The organism is Coprococcus sp. AM97-35, from assembly GCF_027697525.1.
Classification (GTDB): Bacteria; Bacillota; Clostridia; order Lachnospirales; family Lachnospiraceae; genus Allocoprococcus; species Allocoprococcus comes.
This window is the reverse complement of sequence record NZ_JAQESL010000003.1, coordinates 223744-239761: the sequence shown is the minus strand read 5'-3', so window position 1 is coordinate 239761 and position 16018 is coordinate 223744. Positions and strand designations below refer to the sequence as shown.

13 protein-coding genes are annotated in these 16018 nt (G+C 44.1%); 12 read left to right on the top strand and 1 reads right to left on the bottom strand.

Features of this window, described 5'->3' with window-relative positions; translation table 11 throughout:
* Positions 1-60: 60 nt before the first annotated feature.
* From selD to PG840_RS04615, 12 genes are all read left to right on the top strand, one after another.
* Positions 61-1104: a selenide, water dikinase SelD gene (selD, locus tag PG840_RS04670; RefSeq protein ID WP_117558478.1), complete on the top strand. Its 1044-nt coding sequence runs from the start codon at positions 61-63 to the stop codon at positions 1102-1104.
* 24 nt (positions 1105-1128) lie between these two features.
* Entirely contained in the window at positions 1129-2523 is a 1395-nt protein-coding gene (selA, locus tag PG840_RS04665) for an L-seryl-tRNA(Sec) selenium transferase (RefSeq protein WP_270205604.1), read from the top strand.
* Positions 2520-4436 carry a selenocysteine-specific translation elongation factor gene (gene selB / locus PG840_RS04660; protein WP_270205605.1) on the top strand — a complete coding sequence of 639 codons (1917 nt, stop codon included), beginning with the start codon at positions 2520-2522 and terminating at the stop codon, positions 4434-4436. Before selA ends, selB begins: the two co-directional genes overlap by 4 nt.
* Positions 4433-5350 (top strand): selenium metabolism-associated LysR family transcriptional regulator, encoded by a 918-nt coding sequence (locus PG840_RS04655; RefSeq protein ID WP_270205606.1) that lies wholly within the window; start codon positions 4433-4435, stop codon positions 5348-5350. The genes selB and PG840_RS04655 overlap by 4 nt, the downstream gene beginning before the upstream one ends.
* A gap of 13 nt (positions 5351-5363) precedes the next feature.
* Positions 5364-6503 carry an aminotransferase class V-fold PLP-dependent enzyme gene (locus PG840_RS04650; protein WP_117834843.1) on the top strand — a complete coding sequence of 380 codons (1140 nt, stop codon included), beginning with the start codon at positions 5364-5366 and terminating at the stop codon, positions 6501-6503.
* Between the two features lie 181 nt (positions 6504-6684).
* Positions 6685-7782, top strand: a complete 1098-nt coding sequence (gene yedE, locus PG840_RS04645) for a YedE family putative selenium transporter (protein WP_117823714.1) — start codon at positions 6685-6687, stop codon at positions 7780-7782.
* A 69-nt stretch (positions 7783-7851) separates the two neighbouring features.
* The gene (locus tag PG840_RS04640) at positions 7852-8055 is read left to right on the top strand and encodes a sulfurtransferase TusA family protein (protein ID WP_022220208.1); all 204 of its coding nucleotides are present in this window, start codon (positions 7852-7854) and stop codon (positions 8053-8055) included.
* Positions 8055-8291, top strand: a complete 237-nt coding sequence (locus PG840_RS04635) for a DUF3343 domain-containing protein (protein WP_008372464.1) — start codon at positions 8055-8057, stop codon at positions 8289-8291. Before PG840_RS04640 ends, PG840_RS04635 begins: the two co-directional genes overlap by 1 nt.
* Before the next feature lie 171 nt (positions 8292-8462).
* A complete protein-coding gene (locus tag PG840_RS04630; protein ID WP_270613382.1) occupies positions 8463-9821 on the top strand; it encodes a Wadjet anti-phage system protein JetA family protein in 1359 nt (452 codons plus the stop codon).
* Between the two features lie 27 nt (positions 9822-9848).
* Positions 9849-10475: a DUF4194 domain-containing protein gene (locus PG840_RS04625; protein ID WP_173687094.1), complete on the top strand. Its 627-nt coding sequence runs from the start codon at positions 9849-9851 to the stop codon at positions 10473-10475.
* Complete coding sequence (locus PG840_RS04620) at positions 10459-13827, top strand: SbcC/MukB-like Walker B domain-containing protein (protein WP_330674090.1); 3369 nt, start codon at positions 10459-10461, stop codon at positions 13825-13827. Before PG840_RS04625 ends, PG840_RS04620 begins: the two co-directional genes overlap by 17 nt.
* Positions 13828-13833: 6 nt before the next feature.
* Positions 13834-15036: a Wadjet anti-phage system protein JetD domain-containing protein gene (locus PG840_RS04615; RefSeq protein WP_195251608.1), complete on the top strand. Its 1203-nt coding sequence runs from the start codon at positions 13834-13836 to the stop codon at positions 15034-15036.
* 273 nt (positions 15037-15309) lie between these two features.
* Here the strand turns inward: PG840_RS04615 and PG840_RS04610 are convergent, their stop codons facing one another.
* Positions 15310-15897, bottom strand: a complete 588-nt coding sequence (locus tag PG840_RS04610) for a TetR/AcrR family transcriptional regulator (protein WP_008372489.1) — start codon at positions 15895-15897, stop codon at positions 15310-15312.
* Between the last annotated feature and the right edge of the window lie 121 nt (positions 15898-16018).

The following is a 16018-nucleotide window of genomic DNA, read 5'->3' as shown; positions in this document are numbered from 1 at the left end:
TGTGCGCATTTTTTGCGGTAGGTAACATGTTAAATACAAAGTATAAGTTGGGGATAAGCAATGAATAAAGAAAAAGTAAGACTGACACAGTATGCAAAAACTTCCGGATGAGCCGCTAAAGTAGGTCCGGAGACCCTTGCCCAGGTTCTGGGTAAGTTACCAAAATTTGAAGATGAAAATTTGATCGTCGGAATCGAGACATCAGATGATGCTGCGATTTATAAGGTTACAGATGATATTGCGATGATTCAGACGGTAGATTTCTTTACACCGATCGTGGATGATCCGTATATGTTTGGACAGATTGCAGCAGCAAACTCGCTCAGTGATGTTTACGCAATGGGAGGAGAGCCGAAGGTAGCACTTAATATCGTAGGATTTCCGAACTGTCTTGATCCACAGATCTTAGGAGATATTCTTGCCGGTGGAGCCGATAAGGTAAAAGAGGCGGGAGCTGTTCTGGTTGGTGGACACACAGTACAGGATGATGAGCCGAAGTACGGACTTTGTGTGTCCGGATTTGTACATCCGAAGAAGATATTTAAGAATTACGGATGTAAACCGGGGGATGTGCTGATCCTTACCAAACAGGTCGGAACAGGAATTGTTAATACGGCAATCAAAGGAGAGATGGCATCTGCAGCCGCAATCAGGGAAGCTGAGATTGTCATGTCTTCTTTAAATAAAAAAGCAAAAGAAGTTGTGGATCATTTCCCTGTAAATGCATGTACGGATATTACAGGATTTGGTCTTTTAGGTCACTGTGTTGAAATGGCAGAGGCAAGCAATGTGACATTTGAACTGAATGTTCACGATATTGCATATCTTGATGAAGCAATCAGCTATGCAAAGATGGGCCTTGTTCCGGCGGGGGCTTACAAGAACAAGGGATATTCTTATCAGAAAGTAGATTTCAGAAATGTAGAAGATCATTTTATCGATCTGTTATATGATCCGCAGACATCAGGTGGACTGCTCATCAGCGTGGAAGCGCAGTATGCGGAAGCCGTGATGGAAGCATTCGAGAAGAAGAGGCTGGATACCAAGGTATCCCTGATCGGAACCGTAACAGAAAAGAGCGATAAACTGATTCGGCTGCACTAGGAATCCAAAGAGGTAGAGGAGAAAATGAATAAAAATTTATTATTTCGCAGTATTCCGAAAGTAGATATTCTGCTTGAAGAACAGGAGATACAGAATCTGATTGATGTATATGGACGTGAATTTGTGATGGATGTGATCCGTGAAGAGATGGATGCGCTCAGAACATTTATCGGAAAGTGCGAGGAAGAAGAGAAAGCGAAAGCGCAGATCGGGATGCTTACGCAGAATATAAAACGGCATGCCGGAAAGCTGCATGAGCCGAATATGAAAATGGTGATCAACGGAACAGGAACAGTTCTCCACACCAATCTCGGCCGTGCACCGATCAGTAAGGAGCATGTTGAGAGACTGGCAGGAATTGTGAGTGGTTACTCCAATCTGGAATATAATCTGGAAGCAGGAGCACGTGGAGAGAGATACTCTCATTTTGAAAAACTGCTTTGCAAACTGACCGGGGCAGAGGCTGCGATGGCGGTTAACAACAATGCTGCGGCTGTTATGCTGATCTTAAGTTCAATGGCAAAAGGCGGGGAAGTTGTAGTATCCCGCGGAGAGCTGGTTGAGATCGGTGGCAAATTCCGGATTCCGGATGTAATGGAGCAGAGCGGAGCTTCACTTGTGGAAGTCGGAACGACGAATAAGACACATTATTCTGATTATGAAGAAGCGATTACAGAGGAGACAAAAGCACTCCTTAAAGTTCATACAAGCAATTACCGTATTGTTGGATTTACAGAGACGGTTACGATCGATGAATTGATTCCGATTGCGCAGGAACACGATATCCCGATTATCGAAGATCTTGGAAGTGGCGTGCTGATCGACCTGAGTAAATACGGACTGACCTATGAACCGACGGTTCAGGATTCCATCCGCAAGGGAGCGGACGTTGTATGCTTCAGCGGAGACAAGCTGCTCGGTGGTCCGCAGGCTGGAATCATCATCGGTAAGAAGAAATATATTGACCAGATGAAGAAGAATCAGCTGACACGTGCACTGCGAATTGATAAATTTACAGCAGCAGCACTGGAACTGGTATTACAGGAATATTTATCAGAAGAAAAGGCAATCCAGAATCTTCCGGTACTGCGTATGATCACAGAGTCCAAAGCGGATGTGGAAAAGCGTGCAAGATCTCTGAAGCGGATTCTGCAGAATGCACAGCTTGCTGCAACGATCGGGATGGAACCGTGTGAATCACAGATCGGTGGAGGCTCTCTTCCACTTGAACGCATTCCGAGTATGGCAGTTACGATTAAGCCGGAGAATATCAGTGTACCGAAGCTGGAAGAAGAGATGCGGCATCTTTCTATGCCAATCATTCCGCGTACAGCCAACGACACGATTTATCTGGATGTGCGGACAATTGAATCCTGCTACTTTAAGAAGATAGCAGAGATGCTGGGAGAATTATTATGAAAAACATTATCGTAGGAACCGCAGGTCACATTGACCATGGGAAAACGACACTGATAAAAGCACTTACCGGACGTAACACGGACCGGTGGGAAGAAGAACAGAGAAGAGGGATCACCATTGACCTCGGGTTTACTTATTTTGATCTGAAAAATGGAGACCGTGTAGGGATCATTGATGTTCCGGGACATGAAAAATTTATCAACAACATGGTTGCGGGAGTTGTCGGAATGGATCTGGTACTTTTGGTTGTGGCAGCGGATGAAGGTATCATGCCGCAGACAAGAGAACACATGGACATTCTGGGACTCCTTGGGATCAAGAAGAGCATTCTGGTGATCAACAAGTGTGATCTGGTCGATGAAGAATGGCTGGAACTCGTTGAGGAAGAAATCCAGGAAGAACTGGAAGGTACTTTTCTGGAAGGTGCACCGGTTGTTAAAGTATCGGCTGCAACCGGGCAGGGGCTTGATGAACTGACGGATACGATACAGCAACTGATGTCGGATGAGGTGGTTGCAAAGGATACACAGACTATTCCAAGACTTCCGATTGACCGGGCATTTACCCTGTCAGGCTTTGGGACAATTATCACAGGGACACTTATCTCCGGTACGATCACCAGGGAAGACGTTCTGGAAATGTATCCGATCGGAAAAGAGTGCAAGATTCGTAATATTCAGGTACATGGGCAGAATCAGGACAAATGCTATGCCGGACAGAGAGTGGCGATCAATCTGTCAAATGTGAAGAAAAAGGAGATTCGCAGAGGGTGTGTGCTTGCGCCGAAGAACAGTATGAAAAATACAGATCTTCTGGATGTGAAGCTGAAAGTTCTGGAAGACTCCATGCGTATCCTTACAAATCATGAGAGATTGCATTTATACACGGGTACGAGTGAGATCCTCTGCCGTGCTGTTCTGCTGGATAAGGAGCAGATCGGACCGGGAGAAGAGGGACTGGTACAGCTCAGACTGGAAGAAGAGATTGCGGTCAAACGAGGCGACCGTTTTGTAGTACGTTTCTATTCGCCGATGGAGACTATCGGAGGCGGGATCGTTCTGGAACCGAATCCGGTGCGTAAGAAACGTTTTGATGCACAGACAATCGAAGAACTGAAGAAAAAAGAATCCGGTTCACTTGGCGATGTTATGGAGCTTCAGATCAAAGAACACGGCGACACGATGATCACACTTGCTGAGCTTGCAAAGGTGATGGCACATTCCGTAGATGAACTGAAGGAGTATCTTGAAGAACTGGAAGAATCGGGCACAATCTTTGTATTCCCAATGAAGAAGGACACATATTTGTGGCACAGAGACAGCGAATTTGCAGTACGTCAGAAGATAGAGGAGACATTGCAGAAATATCACAGTGAGCATCCATACCGATATGGAATGAAGAAAGCCGAAATTCACAACACATTCCTGAAAAAGATCAAACCAAACATATTTGATGCGTATATCGAAAGAATGACGGGAGAAAACGTCTATGGAAGAAGGGAAGAATATCTTTCGCTTCCGGGATATGAAGTTCCGAAGGACGCGATGTATCTCCAGACAGAGAAGCTGATCGAAGATACATTTGAAAAAGCAGGATATGATTTTGTGAGATTTTCAGAGATTGATTTTGGAAAAATTCCGCGCCAGACAGCGGAAGATGTGGTTCTCATGATGATTGACGAAGGAAAAGTAATCCGTATCAATGAAGAGATGTTTACAATGAAACACCTGATGGATGAAGCGAAGGAAAAAATTCAGAATCATCTGAAGGAAGAAAATCTGATCACGATCGCACAGGTGAGAGATATGTTCTCAACAAGCAGAAAGAGTGCGAAACCGATTTTAGAATATATGGACAGCATTAAGGTGACAAAGAAGACAGGCGGAGAAAGTGAGAGGGTGGCATATTTATGAATTTAAAGCAGCTGGAGGCATTTGTTAAGGTAACTGAGTCGGGAAGTTTTTCAAAAGCGGCAAAGCTTTTATTCCTGACGCAGCCAACGGTCAGTGCACATATCTCTTCTCTGGAGAAAGAACTGGACTCACGGCTTTTTGTCAGAAATACAAAGGAAGTAAAATTGTCGGAAGAAGGAAAGCAATTATATCAGTATGCGCGCCAGATGGTGGAACTCGAAAAAGAAATCGAGCAGGTATTTTCCAAGGATGCGCATCGAGAGGAAAAATGTATTACAATTGCGACCTCTACGATTCCGGCACAGTATGTTCTTCCGGCGATTCTGGCGAAATTCAGAGAGACTTATCCGGATGAGCAGTTCCGGATTTCAGAAAATGACAGCTGCGGTGTTGTTGAACAGGTAGCAGGGCATATGGTAGATATTGGATTCACAGGTACGGTACTTGAAAAAAAGTATTGCAGATATATGCCTTTTTATAAGGATGAACTGGTTGTTATCATGCCGAATACCGAGTTTTATCAGGAAATACAGAAGCGCTATAAGACAGCAACATGGATAAAGAATGAACCGGTCATTATGCGGGAAGAAGGATCGGGAACCCGCAAGGAAACAGAAAAAATATTGAGAAAAGCAGGAATTATGCCTGATACTCTCAATATTGTAGCAAGCATCGAGAATCCGGAAGCGATAAAAAGGTCAGTAAAGAGTGGGCTTGGAATCACGATCATATCAAAACTTGCAGCAGAAGAGGAGATCCGGACCGGACAGGTTCTGGAATTCTCGTTACAGAAGGACGAAAGCAGTCGTTATCTGAACCTTGTATACAATAAAAATTATCAGCTGCCTGCAGCAGCAGAGCATCTGATCCGGATTGTAAAGGATTTTTATCCAGATGCACATATGGGGAAATGAAAAGAGGATCAATATGATATATTTAGATAATGCAGCAACCACAATGCGCAAACCACAGGAAGTAATTGATGCGATCACCGCAGCAATGTGCTCAATGGGGAATGCAGGAAGAGGTGTCAATGAGGCATCTCTCGGAGCAGCAAGAACCGTATATGACACAAGAGAGAAGCTTGCAGGTTTTTTCGGGGCGGAAGATGCAAGACAGATCGTATTTACCATGAACTCAACGGAGAGTCTGAATATTGCGATCAAGGGGATCTTAAATCCGGGAGACCATGTGATCTCTACGGTTTTGGAACATAACTCTGTTCTCCGACCACTTTATGAGATGGAGAAAAAGGGAGTTGAAGTGACATTCCTTGGATGTGATGAAAAAGGAACTCTGGATTATGCAGATTTTGAAAAAGCAATCAAAGAGAATACAAAAGCAATTGTCTGTACCCATGGTTCTAATCTGACGGGAAACAAAGTGGATGTGGAGCGGATCGGGGAGATTGCCCAGAAGCATGGTCTGTTGTTTGTGGTAGATGCATCACAGACTGCCGGTGTATTTCCGATCGATGTGCAGAAGATGCATATTGATATTCTGTGTTTTACCGGCCATAAGGGACTTCTGGGACCGCAGGGGACCGGTGGAATGTACGTGAGAAAAGGCGTTCATGTCCGGCCGCTTCTTTCAGGCGGTACCGGTGTGCAGACCTATAGTAAGACACAGCCGGAAGAGATGCCGACAGCACTGGAAGCAGGAACACTTAACGGACACGGAATTGCCGGACTGGATGCTGCGATCGGATATCTGGAAGAAACAGGAATTGATACGATCCGTGCAAAGGAACAGGCATTGATGAAACGGTTTTATGAAGGGGTAAAGGAAATCCCGGGAGTCAAAATTTATGGGGATTTCAGCAGCATGGACCGCTGTGCGGTAGTGAGCCTGAATATCAGAGATTATGATTCGGGAGAAGTCAGCGATGCACTTCTGACAGATTATGGGATTTCTACCCGTTCAGGAGGACACTGTGCACCACGGATGCATGAGGCGCTTGGAACCGTAGAGCAGGGGGCTGTCAGATTCAGTTTTTCCCACTATAACACAGAGGAAGAAGTGGATACTGCAATCCGGGCAGTCTGCGAGCTTGCAGAAGAAGAGTAAAATTTTATAAGATCAGAGATTGATAGAAGACCGGTATAGTATTGATAGTATCAATATATATATCGGTCTATTTTAATTATGAATTGGACAAAAAGTTGTGCAAAAGGTATAATTATAAGGTAATAAAAAAGCCTTTAATAGTCAAAATGACGAATGAGAGAAAGACGAAGGAGGAAGAAAAATGAATTTATCAGATTCAAAGAAGAAGCTTGCACTTGCGGGGGTTCTGTGTGGGCTTGTAGCTGCATGTCTGGCTTACTTTGGTAATCCGGCAAACATGGCATTCTGTATTGCCTGCTTTATCCGTGATACGGCAGGAGCACTGGGATTTCACCAGGCCGAAGTTGTACAGTATGCAAGACCGGAGATCATCGGTCTTGTAATCGGAGCATTTATTATTTCAGTGGCAACAAAAGAGTACCGTTCAACAGCAGGATCTTCACCGATGATCCGCTTTATCCTTGGTATGGTAATTATGATTGGTTCCCTGATTTTTCTTGGATGCCCGCTCCGTATGGTAATCCGTATGTCAGCAGGTGACCTGAATGCATGGGTAGCACTGATTGGATTTGTACTTGGAGTAGGAACAGGAGCATTTGCCCTTAAAAAAGGATTCAGCCTTGGACGTGCGCATGAGACGAATAAAGAAAGTGGAGCAGTGCTTCCGGTATTGATGCTTGGTATTCTGATTCTTGCAACTTGCTCAACACTTCTCAAAGCAAGTGAAGCAGGTCCTGGAAGTCTTCATGCACCAATTATCATGTCACTGATCGGCGGACTTATTTTCGGAGCACTTGCTCAGAAATCAAGAATGTGCTTCGCCGGCGGAATCCGTGATGCGATCTTAATGAAGAACTTTGATCTTCTTACAATTATTGCAGGTCTTTTTGTAGTAATGCTGATCTTCAACCTGGCAACAGGAAGATTCGTACTTGGATTTAACACACCTGGAATCATTGCACATTCCAACCATCTGTGGAATATCCTTGGCATGTATGCAGTAGGATTCGCGGCAGTTCTTGCCGGCGGATGCCCGCTTCGCCAGCTGATCCTTGCAGGACAGGGCTCTTCTGATTCAGCAGTTACTGTACTTGGCATGTTCTTTGCAGCAGCACTTTGCCATAACTTCGGACTTGCATCAAGCGGAACCGCAATGAATGCAGAGACAGGCGAACTCGTTGCAGGAGCCGTAACGCCGAATGGAAAAGTTGCTTGTATCATCTGTATTATTGCATGCTTTATCATTGCATTTACGAACAAGAGAGAACAGGCAAAATAATCAGAAGTTACAAAATTTGGATAGATAATCCATAAGGAATATGATATGCTAGGAAGGCAGGTAAAAAATATGAAAGAAGTAGATGCAAGAGGACTTTCGTGTCCGGAACCGCTGATGCTTACCGCAGAGGCACTGAAGAATGCAAACGGACCGATCAAGGTTCTTGTGAGCGAACCTCACCAGAAGACGAACATTGAGAAGTTTGCGAAGGACAAAGGAAAGAAGGCAACTTCTACCGAGAAGGGCTCTGAATTTGAAATTGTGATTGAATAATGAGAAAAAAAGAGTTAAAGCTGGTCATCACATTCCACACAACAGCGGATGCGATGGCGATGGAAAAAGAATGTAAAAAAGTTGGTGCACAGGGACGTATGATCCCGGTACCGAGAAGTATTTCAGCAGGATGCGGGCTTTCCTGGTGCGCACCGCTGGAATGCAGGGAAGAACTGAAAAATGTCATGCAGGGAATTGGTCTTGAAGAAGAAGAGATTCACGAGTGTATGGTATAAGAAGAGGTAAAAAGAGGAAACCGCAAGATGAGGAATCATTTTTGCGGTTTCCTTTTTCCGTTTACTGAGAATATTCGTGGAACAAGAAAAATAATTTTTTCCATTTAGAGACTAGAATATGGTATACTTATAGATAATGGAAAAATTTATGAATTTACAGAAAGGCAAGGCATGCAGTTACGTTTTGAAATTCCGGAGAGTTTCTGGAGTCTGTTTCGTTCTGTGAACAGAGAGACATACATTGAGGCTTTGATGGCGATCAATGAAGAATACCAATACAGCAATTATTTCCTGACCAGGGAAGTCTGTATTCAGGTGCTTCGGGATCTGTATATGAAGAAACAGATCGAACTTAAGCGGGAGGAAGATGAGACTGAGTTTGATATGTTGGAGACTCCGTCGGCAAGGATTCTGAACTGGCTGATCCGAAAAGGATGGCTGAAGAAAATTGAAGATTATAATACATTGATGACGAATATCGTAATTCCGGATTATGCAGCAATATTTGTGGATGCCTTTGAGCGGCTTTCTACGGAGGACCTGGAGGAGACAGAGATCTATATCCAGAATGTCTATGCGACATTGTTCTCGTTTAAAAATGATCCGAGGGTGAATCTGAATATGCTCCGGACAGCACTTATCAATACCAGACGGCTCAACAAAGCACTGCAGGATATGCTGCATAACATGGATAAATTTTTTGCAAGGCTTCTGGAACAGCAGTTTTACGGGGATCTTCTGAAGGAGCATCTGGACGGATATGTGGAAGAGATTGTCCGGAAAAAATACCATATACTGAAGACTTCGGATAATTTTTATATCTATAAGACAGATATCAAAGAATGTCTGCGTCAGATGCGGGATGATGAGGAATGGATCGAGAAGATCCGTGAGCGCGCCCGTGCAACCGGAGATACGGGAGAAGATGTGCTGGAACTTCTGGATATGATCGAGAGAGGCTTTGATGATATCGAGCACCGCATTTCCAATATGGATAAGGAGCACAGCAAATATGTGCGTGCGACGGTGACGAGGCTGAATTATCTTTTGAGCGGAGAGAGTGACACGAAGGGACTGGTGATTCAGCTCCTGAACCGGATGTCAGAGGATGATTATGAAGAGGTCATTCAAAAGACGGGGGAGAAGATGAATCTGTCTTTGGTCGAAATCCTATCAGAAAAATCTCTTTATAAGCGAAGAAGAAGCCGGAAGGATTTTGTCAGCAAGATGGCACAAGAAGAGGAAGTAGACGATCTGGACAGAGAAGATGTGCTTCGCCTGAACCGGATCAAGCTCAGATTCAGCAAAAAGCAGATTGAAGAATTTATCGAAGAGCATATGGAGAAAGATATGCTGGATACGGAAAAGCTTTCCCTTACATCAGAGGATGATTTTGAAAAGCTAATTCTTGCATACGACCTCAGTACCCGTAAGAACAGCAAATACAAAGCGCTGGAAGAGGATGCGGAAACGATTGAAAAGAACGGATATCGTTATCCAGCACTGAAATTTGTAAGAAGGCATTTATAAAAAGTATACGGAAATTGGAGAGAATGGATGATAGAATATTTTGAGCAGCTTACACAGGAAGAACAGGAAGATCTGACAGATGTGATCAGGCTTCTCTATAGACAGACATTTCTTCTGGAGAGGAAGTTTGACAAGCGTGCGGGCAGACTCCAGTATCAGAGAGAGTACCGTATCTGCGAAAAGCACATTGATTTTCTGAAAATGTATTTCCAGATTGCCGGCATTACGTTATGCGAGAATGTACATCTGGGTCTGATCTATATTCAGGATGAGATGGTCTGGGGAGAAAAGCTTCCGCGTCTTGCGACTATTTACATATTATTGCTGAAACTGATCTATGATGAGCAGATGGCATCGGTTTCGTCGAGCAGCCAGATTGTGACAACCTTGGGGGCACTCAACGGAAAAGCAGGAGATTTTCGCGTGCTTCGCAGTATCCCGTCACCGACCGAGATGAAAAGAACTATTGCCATGCTGAAAAAATACCAGCTGATCGAGCCATTGGATGTACTGGAAGAGTTAAATGAAAGTACAAGACTTCTGATCTATCCGTGTATCCATGCAGTATTGCAGGGAGATGCGGTGAGAAAAGTTCTGGAATCATTTGGAAGCAGCCGGGAAGAAGAGGAGGAGACTCTTGGAGACATTGGATAACAGGCAGCCGTTCTGGGCGATTTCAAAAATCTGCCTGAACAACTGGCATTATATAGACAGAAAAATACTGACTTTGAGTGAAGGGATCAATTTTTTCACCGGGCATTCCGGAAGTGGAAAATCAACGGTTATCGATGCAATTCAGATTGTGCTCTATGCTAACACGGACGGACGTGGATTTTTTAATAAAGCGGCAGCAGATGATTCCGACCGTACCTTGATCGAGTATTTGCGCGGAATGGTAAACATCAGTGAAAATAATGAGTCCCAGTATCTGCGAAATAAGAATTTTTCCAGTACGATTGTGATCGAGCTGGAACAGACGAGAACCCATGAGAAACAGTGCGTGGGCGTTGTATTTGACGTGGAGACAGCAACAAATGAGATCAACCGCCTGTTTTTCTGGCACAGAAGCGGTCTGCTTGCGAATGCTTACCGGGGAGAAAAGAGATGTCTTTCTACTGTGGAAATAAGAGAATATCTGCAGCGTACCTTTGGTGAAGAGGCATTCTACTGTGGACCGAGCAATGAGCGTTTCCGCCGTCAGCTTTATGATGTGTATCTGGGCGGATTGGATAAAGAAAAGTTCCCACGTCTTTTTAAGCGGGCAATCCCGTTTCGGATGAATATCAAGCTGGAAGAATTTGTAAAAGAATATATCTGTATGGAACAGGATATCCAGATTGAGGATCTGAAAGAAAGTATCATGCAGTATGGCAGAATGCGCAGCAAAATTGAGTCAACGATGGAAGAGATTGAGGAACTGAAGAAGATCGATGGAATCTATCAGGATTTTGATGATAAGCGAGAAAAAAGCAGGGAATGTGACTACCGTCTTACCCGTCTGGAAATGCTCCGGCTTCAGGCGGACATCCAGGGACTCCATGATAAGATTAAAACCAGAGAAGAAGGTATCAAGGTACAGGAGCATACGAAAGCCGAGCTGATGCGCCAGAGTGGAGAACTGCAAAAGGAGCATGAGGAGCTTTTACTTCGTCTGAATAACAGTGGTTATAAAGCACTGGAAGCAGAACTTGCAGGACTTAACGAGACTCTGGAACATCTGGGAAAAAGCAAGGCGAGTCTCACAAAGACAGCACAGAGACTTGCAGCATGGAAAGAACAGGAGATTACGTCCAACCAGACAATCTGGGATATTGATAAATTTGAAGCCGGTACGATTTCGGAGGGCGAACTTACAAGGCTGAAAGAAAATATCGCACAGATGCGTGCGGAGATCGAAGAAGAACGTCGGGATACGGACAGTACACTTCGTCAGATCAAGAAAGAAGAACGGGAAGCTAAAGAAGAGCTAAAAGAGCTGAAACAGGGAAGAAAAGCATATCCAAAAGAGCTGGAAGAAGCAAGGCTGGAATTGCAGAACCGGTTGCAGGAGAATTGTGGAAATTTTGTTTCCGTGCAGATTCTCGCAGATCTTCTGGAAATCCGGGATGAAAGATGGCACAATGCAGTGGAAGGCTATATGGGAAATAATAAACTTCTGCTGATCGTAGAGCCGAAGTACGCAAAAGCGGCAATGGATATTTATCAGGAGATGGATAAGAAGAAATTCTTCCGTGCTGCAATTCTGGATACGGAAAAGGTTATGGAAGAAGAGCACATTGTCCGGCAGGGCGCTCTTGCAGAAGAAGTAAAAGCAAAAGAAAAATACGTGCAGTCTTACATCAATTTCTTTCTTGGTAATGTCATGAAATGTGAGAACATTGAGGAACTCAGGGAGTGCAGGATTGGTGTGACACCGGACTGTATGCTGTATCACAGCTATCGTCTGCAGCATATTAATCCGGAAAATTATATGAGACGTGCTTATATCGGAGAGATTAGTCTCCGTCAGAGGATCCGGCAGCTTCAGAAGCACTGTGATGAGCTTCAGGAGAAGAGGCTTCCACTTGCGGCACTTGTGGAAGAGGCAAAGAAACTTCTGGAACTGGAAGCAATGCCACTTCCGACAGAGGATTATATCAGCCAGATCCTGGATGCAAAGGCGATAAAGGGAAAAGAAACCCGTAAGAAAGATTTACTTGAAAAGCTGCAGAAACTGCGTGCAGAATCAGTCGATACTCTGGAAGCACAGATGAAAGAAGTGCAGGAAAGACGGGATGCAAAGCAGAAAGAGATCACGAAGACAGAGAAAGAAATCTGGAAAAACGGGGAAGAAATCGAAAAATTCAGAAACAGTATTACAGAGTCGGAATTTGCACTTTCTGGAATCCAGAAAGAATTTCAGGAAAACGAAAGGTTTGAAAAGCAGTTTGAAGAGTATCTGGAAGCACAGAAAAGCAGAAACTATATTTATTTAAAAGAGGCAAGTGCAAGGCAGCTGCAGCAGCTTGGAAAGAAAAAAGAAGAGATCTATCAGGAGTTGGTGGCAGCCCGCAGTGCTTATACCAAAAAATATACGCAGCGTAATTTTTCAGTGGTAGAAGAAGATAATAAGGTTTATCAGGAGCTTCTGGAAAGCCTGTCGTGTGATAATCTGGAAACCTACCGGCAGGCAGCGAATGAACAGGCAAAGGCAGCGGTCGAGCACTTCAAGGATGACTTTGTTTTCAAGATCCGCAGTGCGATCCGCGAGGCCTACCAGAGAAGAGATGAGCTGAACCGGATCATCAGTCGGCTGGATTTCGGAAAAGATAAGTACCAGTTTGTGATCACGAAGAATAAGGGTGCAGACGGAAAGTACTATAAGATGTTTATGGATGATACCCTGCAGATCAATCCGGCACAGCTTTCAGGTTCTATTGAGAACCAGATGAATCTGTTCACGATGGAGCATGAAGAAAACTACGGTGATATGATGAATGAACTGATCGGCATATTTATCCCACCGGAAAATGCTACCCATGAGGAACTGGAAGAGGCGAAGAAAAATATGGACAAGTACGCGGATTACCGTACTTATCTTTCCTTCGACATGCAGCAGATTGTCCAGGGTGAGGAAGACATGAAAATCGGTCTTGGCAAGATGATCCGTAAGAATTCCGGAGGAGAAGGACAAAATCCTCTTTATGTTGCACTTCTTGCAAGCTTTGCACAGATTTACAGGATCAATCTTTCCCCGAAAATCCACAGGAATCCGACACTCAGACTGGTCGTTCTGGATGAGGCATTTTCAAAAATGGATGCCGAGAAGGTGGCAAGCTGTATTGCGCTGATCCGTGGACTTGGTTTCCAGGCGATCATCAGTGCCACAAATGATAAGATCCAGAATTATCTGGAAAATGTTGATAAAACCTTTGTATATGCCAACCCGAATAAACGGCATATATCAATTCAGGAATTTGAAAAAACCGAGTTCGCACAGCTTGCGGATGAGGAAGAACAGGGGTGATAGAAAATGTATCTGGTAGACAGGATTATAGAAAGATGTGAGAACAGCAGCCGTGACTGGCGGGAAGGAGCGACTGGAGGGAGGACCCTTCGGATCACACAGGAGGATTATGATGCCTGTGGGAAAGAAGAGCTGATCGAAGAGGTGCAGCGCCTGGAAAGAGCAGGACTTGTGACTGTGAAAAAATGGGTTGTTCCGGACAGTGATGTAGAGCTTGTGGCATATCAGGTGGAGCATCTTCCGGATTTTTACCGTCTTGCAGACAGCGAAAGCGGAGAAGAATACTGGCCGAAGCAGGCGAAGGTAAATTATTATATACGTATGATTGACCAGGAGCTTTCGGAAGGCTTTCAGAAAGAATGGATCGAGAATTATCTGGAAAAGCTGAAAGAGCGGATCACAGAAGGTGATCTGCCGAAAAATATAGAGAAGCTGGAAAAATATCTGGACTGTTACCGGGGACTGGACTCTCTGGAAGAACCGATGATGAAGCGGATTTTCAGTAAACGCTATCTGAAGGACAGCAAGATCTTCGAGCGGGAGATGGAACGAAATGTGGTGACGGCTGCAAGGAGATATTGCCCGGAGATTACGGCAGATATGGATATCCAGACGGTTCTGGAGCAGCTGCTGATCGAAGAAAATTCCCAGGAACTGGCAGTTAAAGGACCGCTTAAACTGAAGATCTGGAAAGGATCAGAAGCAAAAAGAGTGGATCTTTCCGATTTTACATATGGAGTTGTGCTGAACAGCCAGACAGTCAAGCATGCAATGGTTGAGGTAGAGCAGCCGGCACTGAAAAAAATCGTGACGATCGAGAATAAGACGAATTACCTTGCGATGGAATATGATCCGGAGATCCTTTATATCTACAGTCATGGATATTTTTCACCACTTGAAAGAGAATTTCTGAAGAAGCTGCAGAGAGTGATCGAAGGGAAAGACGTGGAAGTATTCCACAGCGGAGATATGGATTACGGTGGAATCCGGATTTTTGAATATATCCAGAAGCATATTTTCCCGGGAATAAAGCCATTGCAGATGGATGTGGAGACCTACGAGAAATACGAAGAATATGCGAAAACAATCTCGAAAGAGACGATGGAAAAGCTGGAAAAGGTAAATGTTCCACTTTTAGAGGAGTTAAAAGAAAAGCTTCTTGAAACCGGAAAGGGAATCGAACAGGAAAGCTTCCTGATTGAAGAATAGAGTACAGTGCATAAGGGAAAAGTGCGGCAGTGAAAAGAAAAAGACCAGAATGCCCTGGTAGTGGGGCGGGTTCTGGTCTTTTTGTGTATACGATGAGCCAAGTGCAGATTTGTGCTTGCACAAGGATCTGCATTTGACGAATGTACATCATCGAGCTGTTAAGCGAGGTGATGTACAAAGTATAAGAATCGAGTAGGAGTCAGCCTACTCGATTGTAGTGCGATGATCCATGTGCAGAAGGGTGTCTATACTGTCAATGAAAAAATGACAAAATTAAAATCCTTCTACAAACTGGTCAAGTACATGTGGAAGAAGCTTGTCGCTGTATGCGGTGAGAGAATACTTGCCTTTGCATAATGCCCAGTCATAAAGAACAGCACGTTCGTACATTGCATAAATCTTCAGAAGTTCATCAGCAGTACTGGTGCCGTTGAATTCTCCATTTTTCAGTGCAGTGCTGATTGTCTCAGTGAGCCACACGAAATAGTAACGATCGTTTTCAAGAAGGGAGCGCTTATCTTTGGTGATCAGCTGGGACGAGTAGAGGGAGGCTAAAAGCCCGACATCGACACTGGTCTCAATCATATGAAATAGTTCATGGTTAAAAAATAACAGCTTGTCATAAGCGGAAAGATCCGGATCTACGATTCCTGCAAGCTCTTCATACTTTTCGTCAAACAGATAAGAAAGTGTGTTGAGAAGAGCTTCTTTTCCCTTAAAATAGTGGTAAAAGGTTCCTTTTGAGGTCTTAGAAGCCGAGATGATCTCATCAACAGTGGTCTGTTCATAACCATGCTTGTAGAATAGATTCCACGCGGCTTTTATGATACGGCTTTTGGTGGAACTTCTTTTCTTTGGCATGAAAATTCCCCTCCTTTGAAAATAGTAATCTTTTTTTATTATAGCAGAATGGACATGAAATAACAAGAAAGTAATTTGTTTACAAAAAAAGAAGACAAAGCCATATACATAGCTCTGTCTC

What these genes read in the sequence shown, in the direction of transcription:
- selA (WP_270205604.1), top strand. Translation starts at nt 1,129, where the DNA reads ATGAATAAAAATTTATTATTTCGCAGTATTCCGAAAGTAGATATTCTG.
- PG840_RS04655 (WP_270205606.1), top strand. Translation starts at nt 4,433, where the DNA reads ATGAATTTAAAGCAGCTGGAGGCATTTGTTAAGGTAACTGAGTCGGGA.
- PG840_RS04615 (WP_195251608.1), top strand. Translation starts at nt 13,834, where the DNA reads ATGTATCTGGTAGACAGGATTATAGAAAGATGTGAGAACAGCAGCCGT.
- PG840_RS04635 (WP_008372464.1), top strand. Translation starts at nt 8,055, where the DNA reads ATGAGAAAAAAAGAGTTAAAGCTGGTCATCACATTCCACACAACAGCG.
- selB (WP_270205605.1), top strand. Translation starts at nt 2,520, where the DNA reads ATGAAAAACATTATCGTAGGAACCGCAGGTCACATTGACCATGGGAAA.
- PG840_RS04640 (WP_022220208.1), top strand. Translation starts at nt 7,852, where the DNA reads ATGAAAGAAGTAGATGCAAGAGGACTTTCGTGTCCGGAACCGCTGATG.
- PG840_RS04610 (WP_008372489.1), bottom strand. Translation starts at nt 15,897, where the DNA reads ATGCCAAAGAAAAGAAGTTCCACCAAAAGCCGTATCATAAAAGCCGCG.
- PG840_RS04630 (WP_270613382.1), top strand. Translation starts at nt 8,463, where the DNA reads ATGCAGTTACGTTTTGAAATTCCGGAGAGTTTCTGGAGTCTGTTTCGT.
- yedE (WP_117823714.1), top strand. Translation starts at nt 6,685, where the DNA reads ATGAATTTATCAGATTCAAAGAAGAAGCTTGCACTTGCGGGGGTTCTG.
- PG840_RS04625 (WP_173687094.1), top strand. Translation starts at nt 9,849, where the DNA reads ATGATAGAATATTTTGAGCAGCTTACACAGGAAGAACAGGAAGATCTG.
- PG840_RS04650 (WP_117834843.1), top strand. Translation starts at nt 5,364, where the DNA reads ATGATATATTTAGATAATGCAGCAACCACAATGCGCAAACCACAGGAA.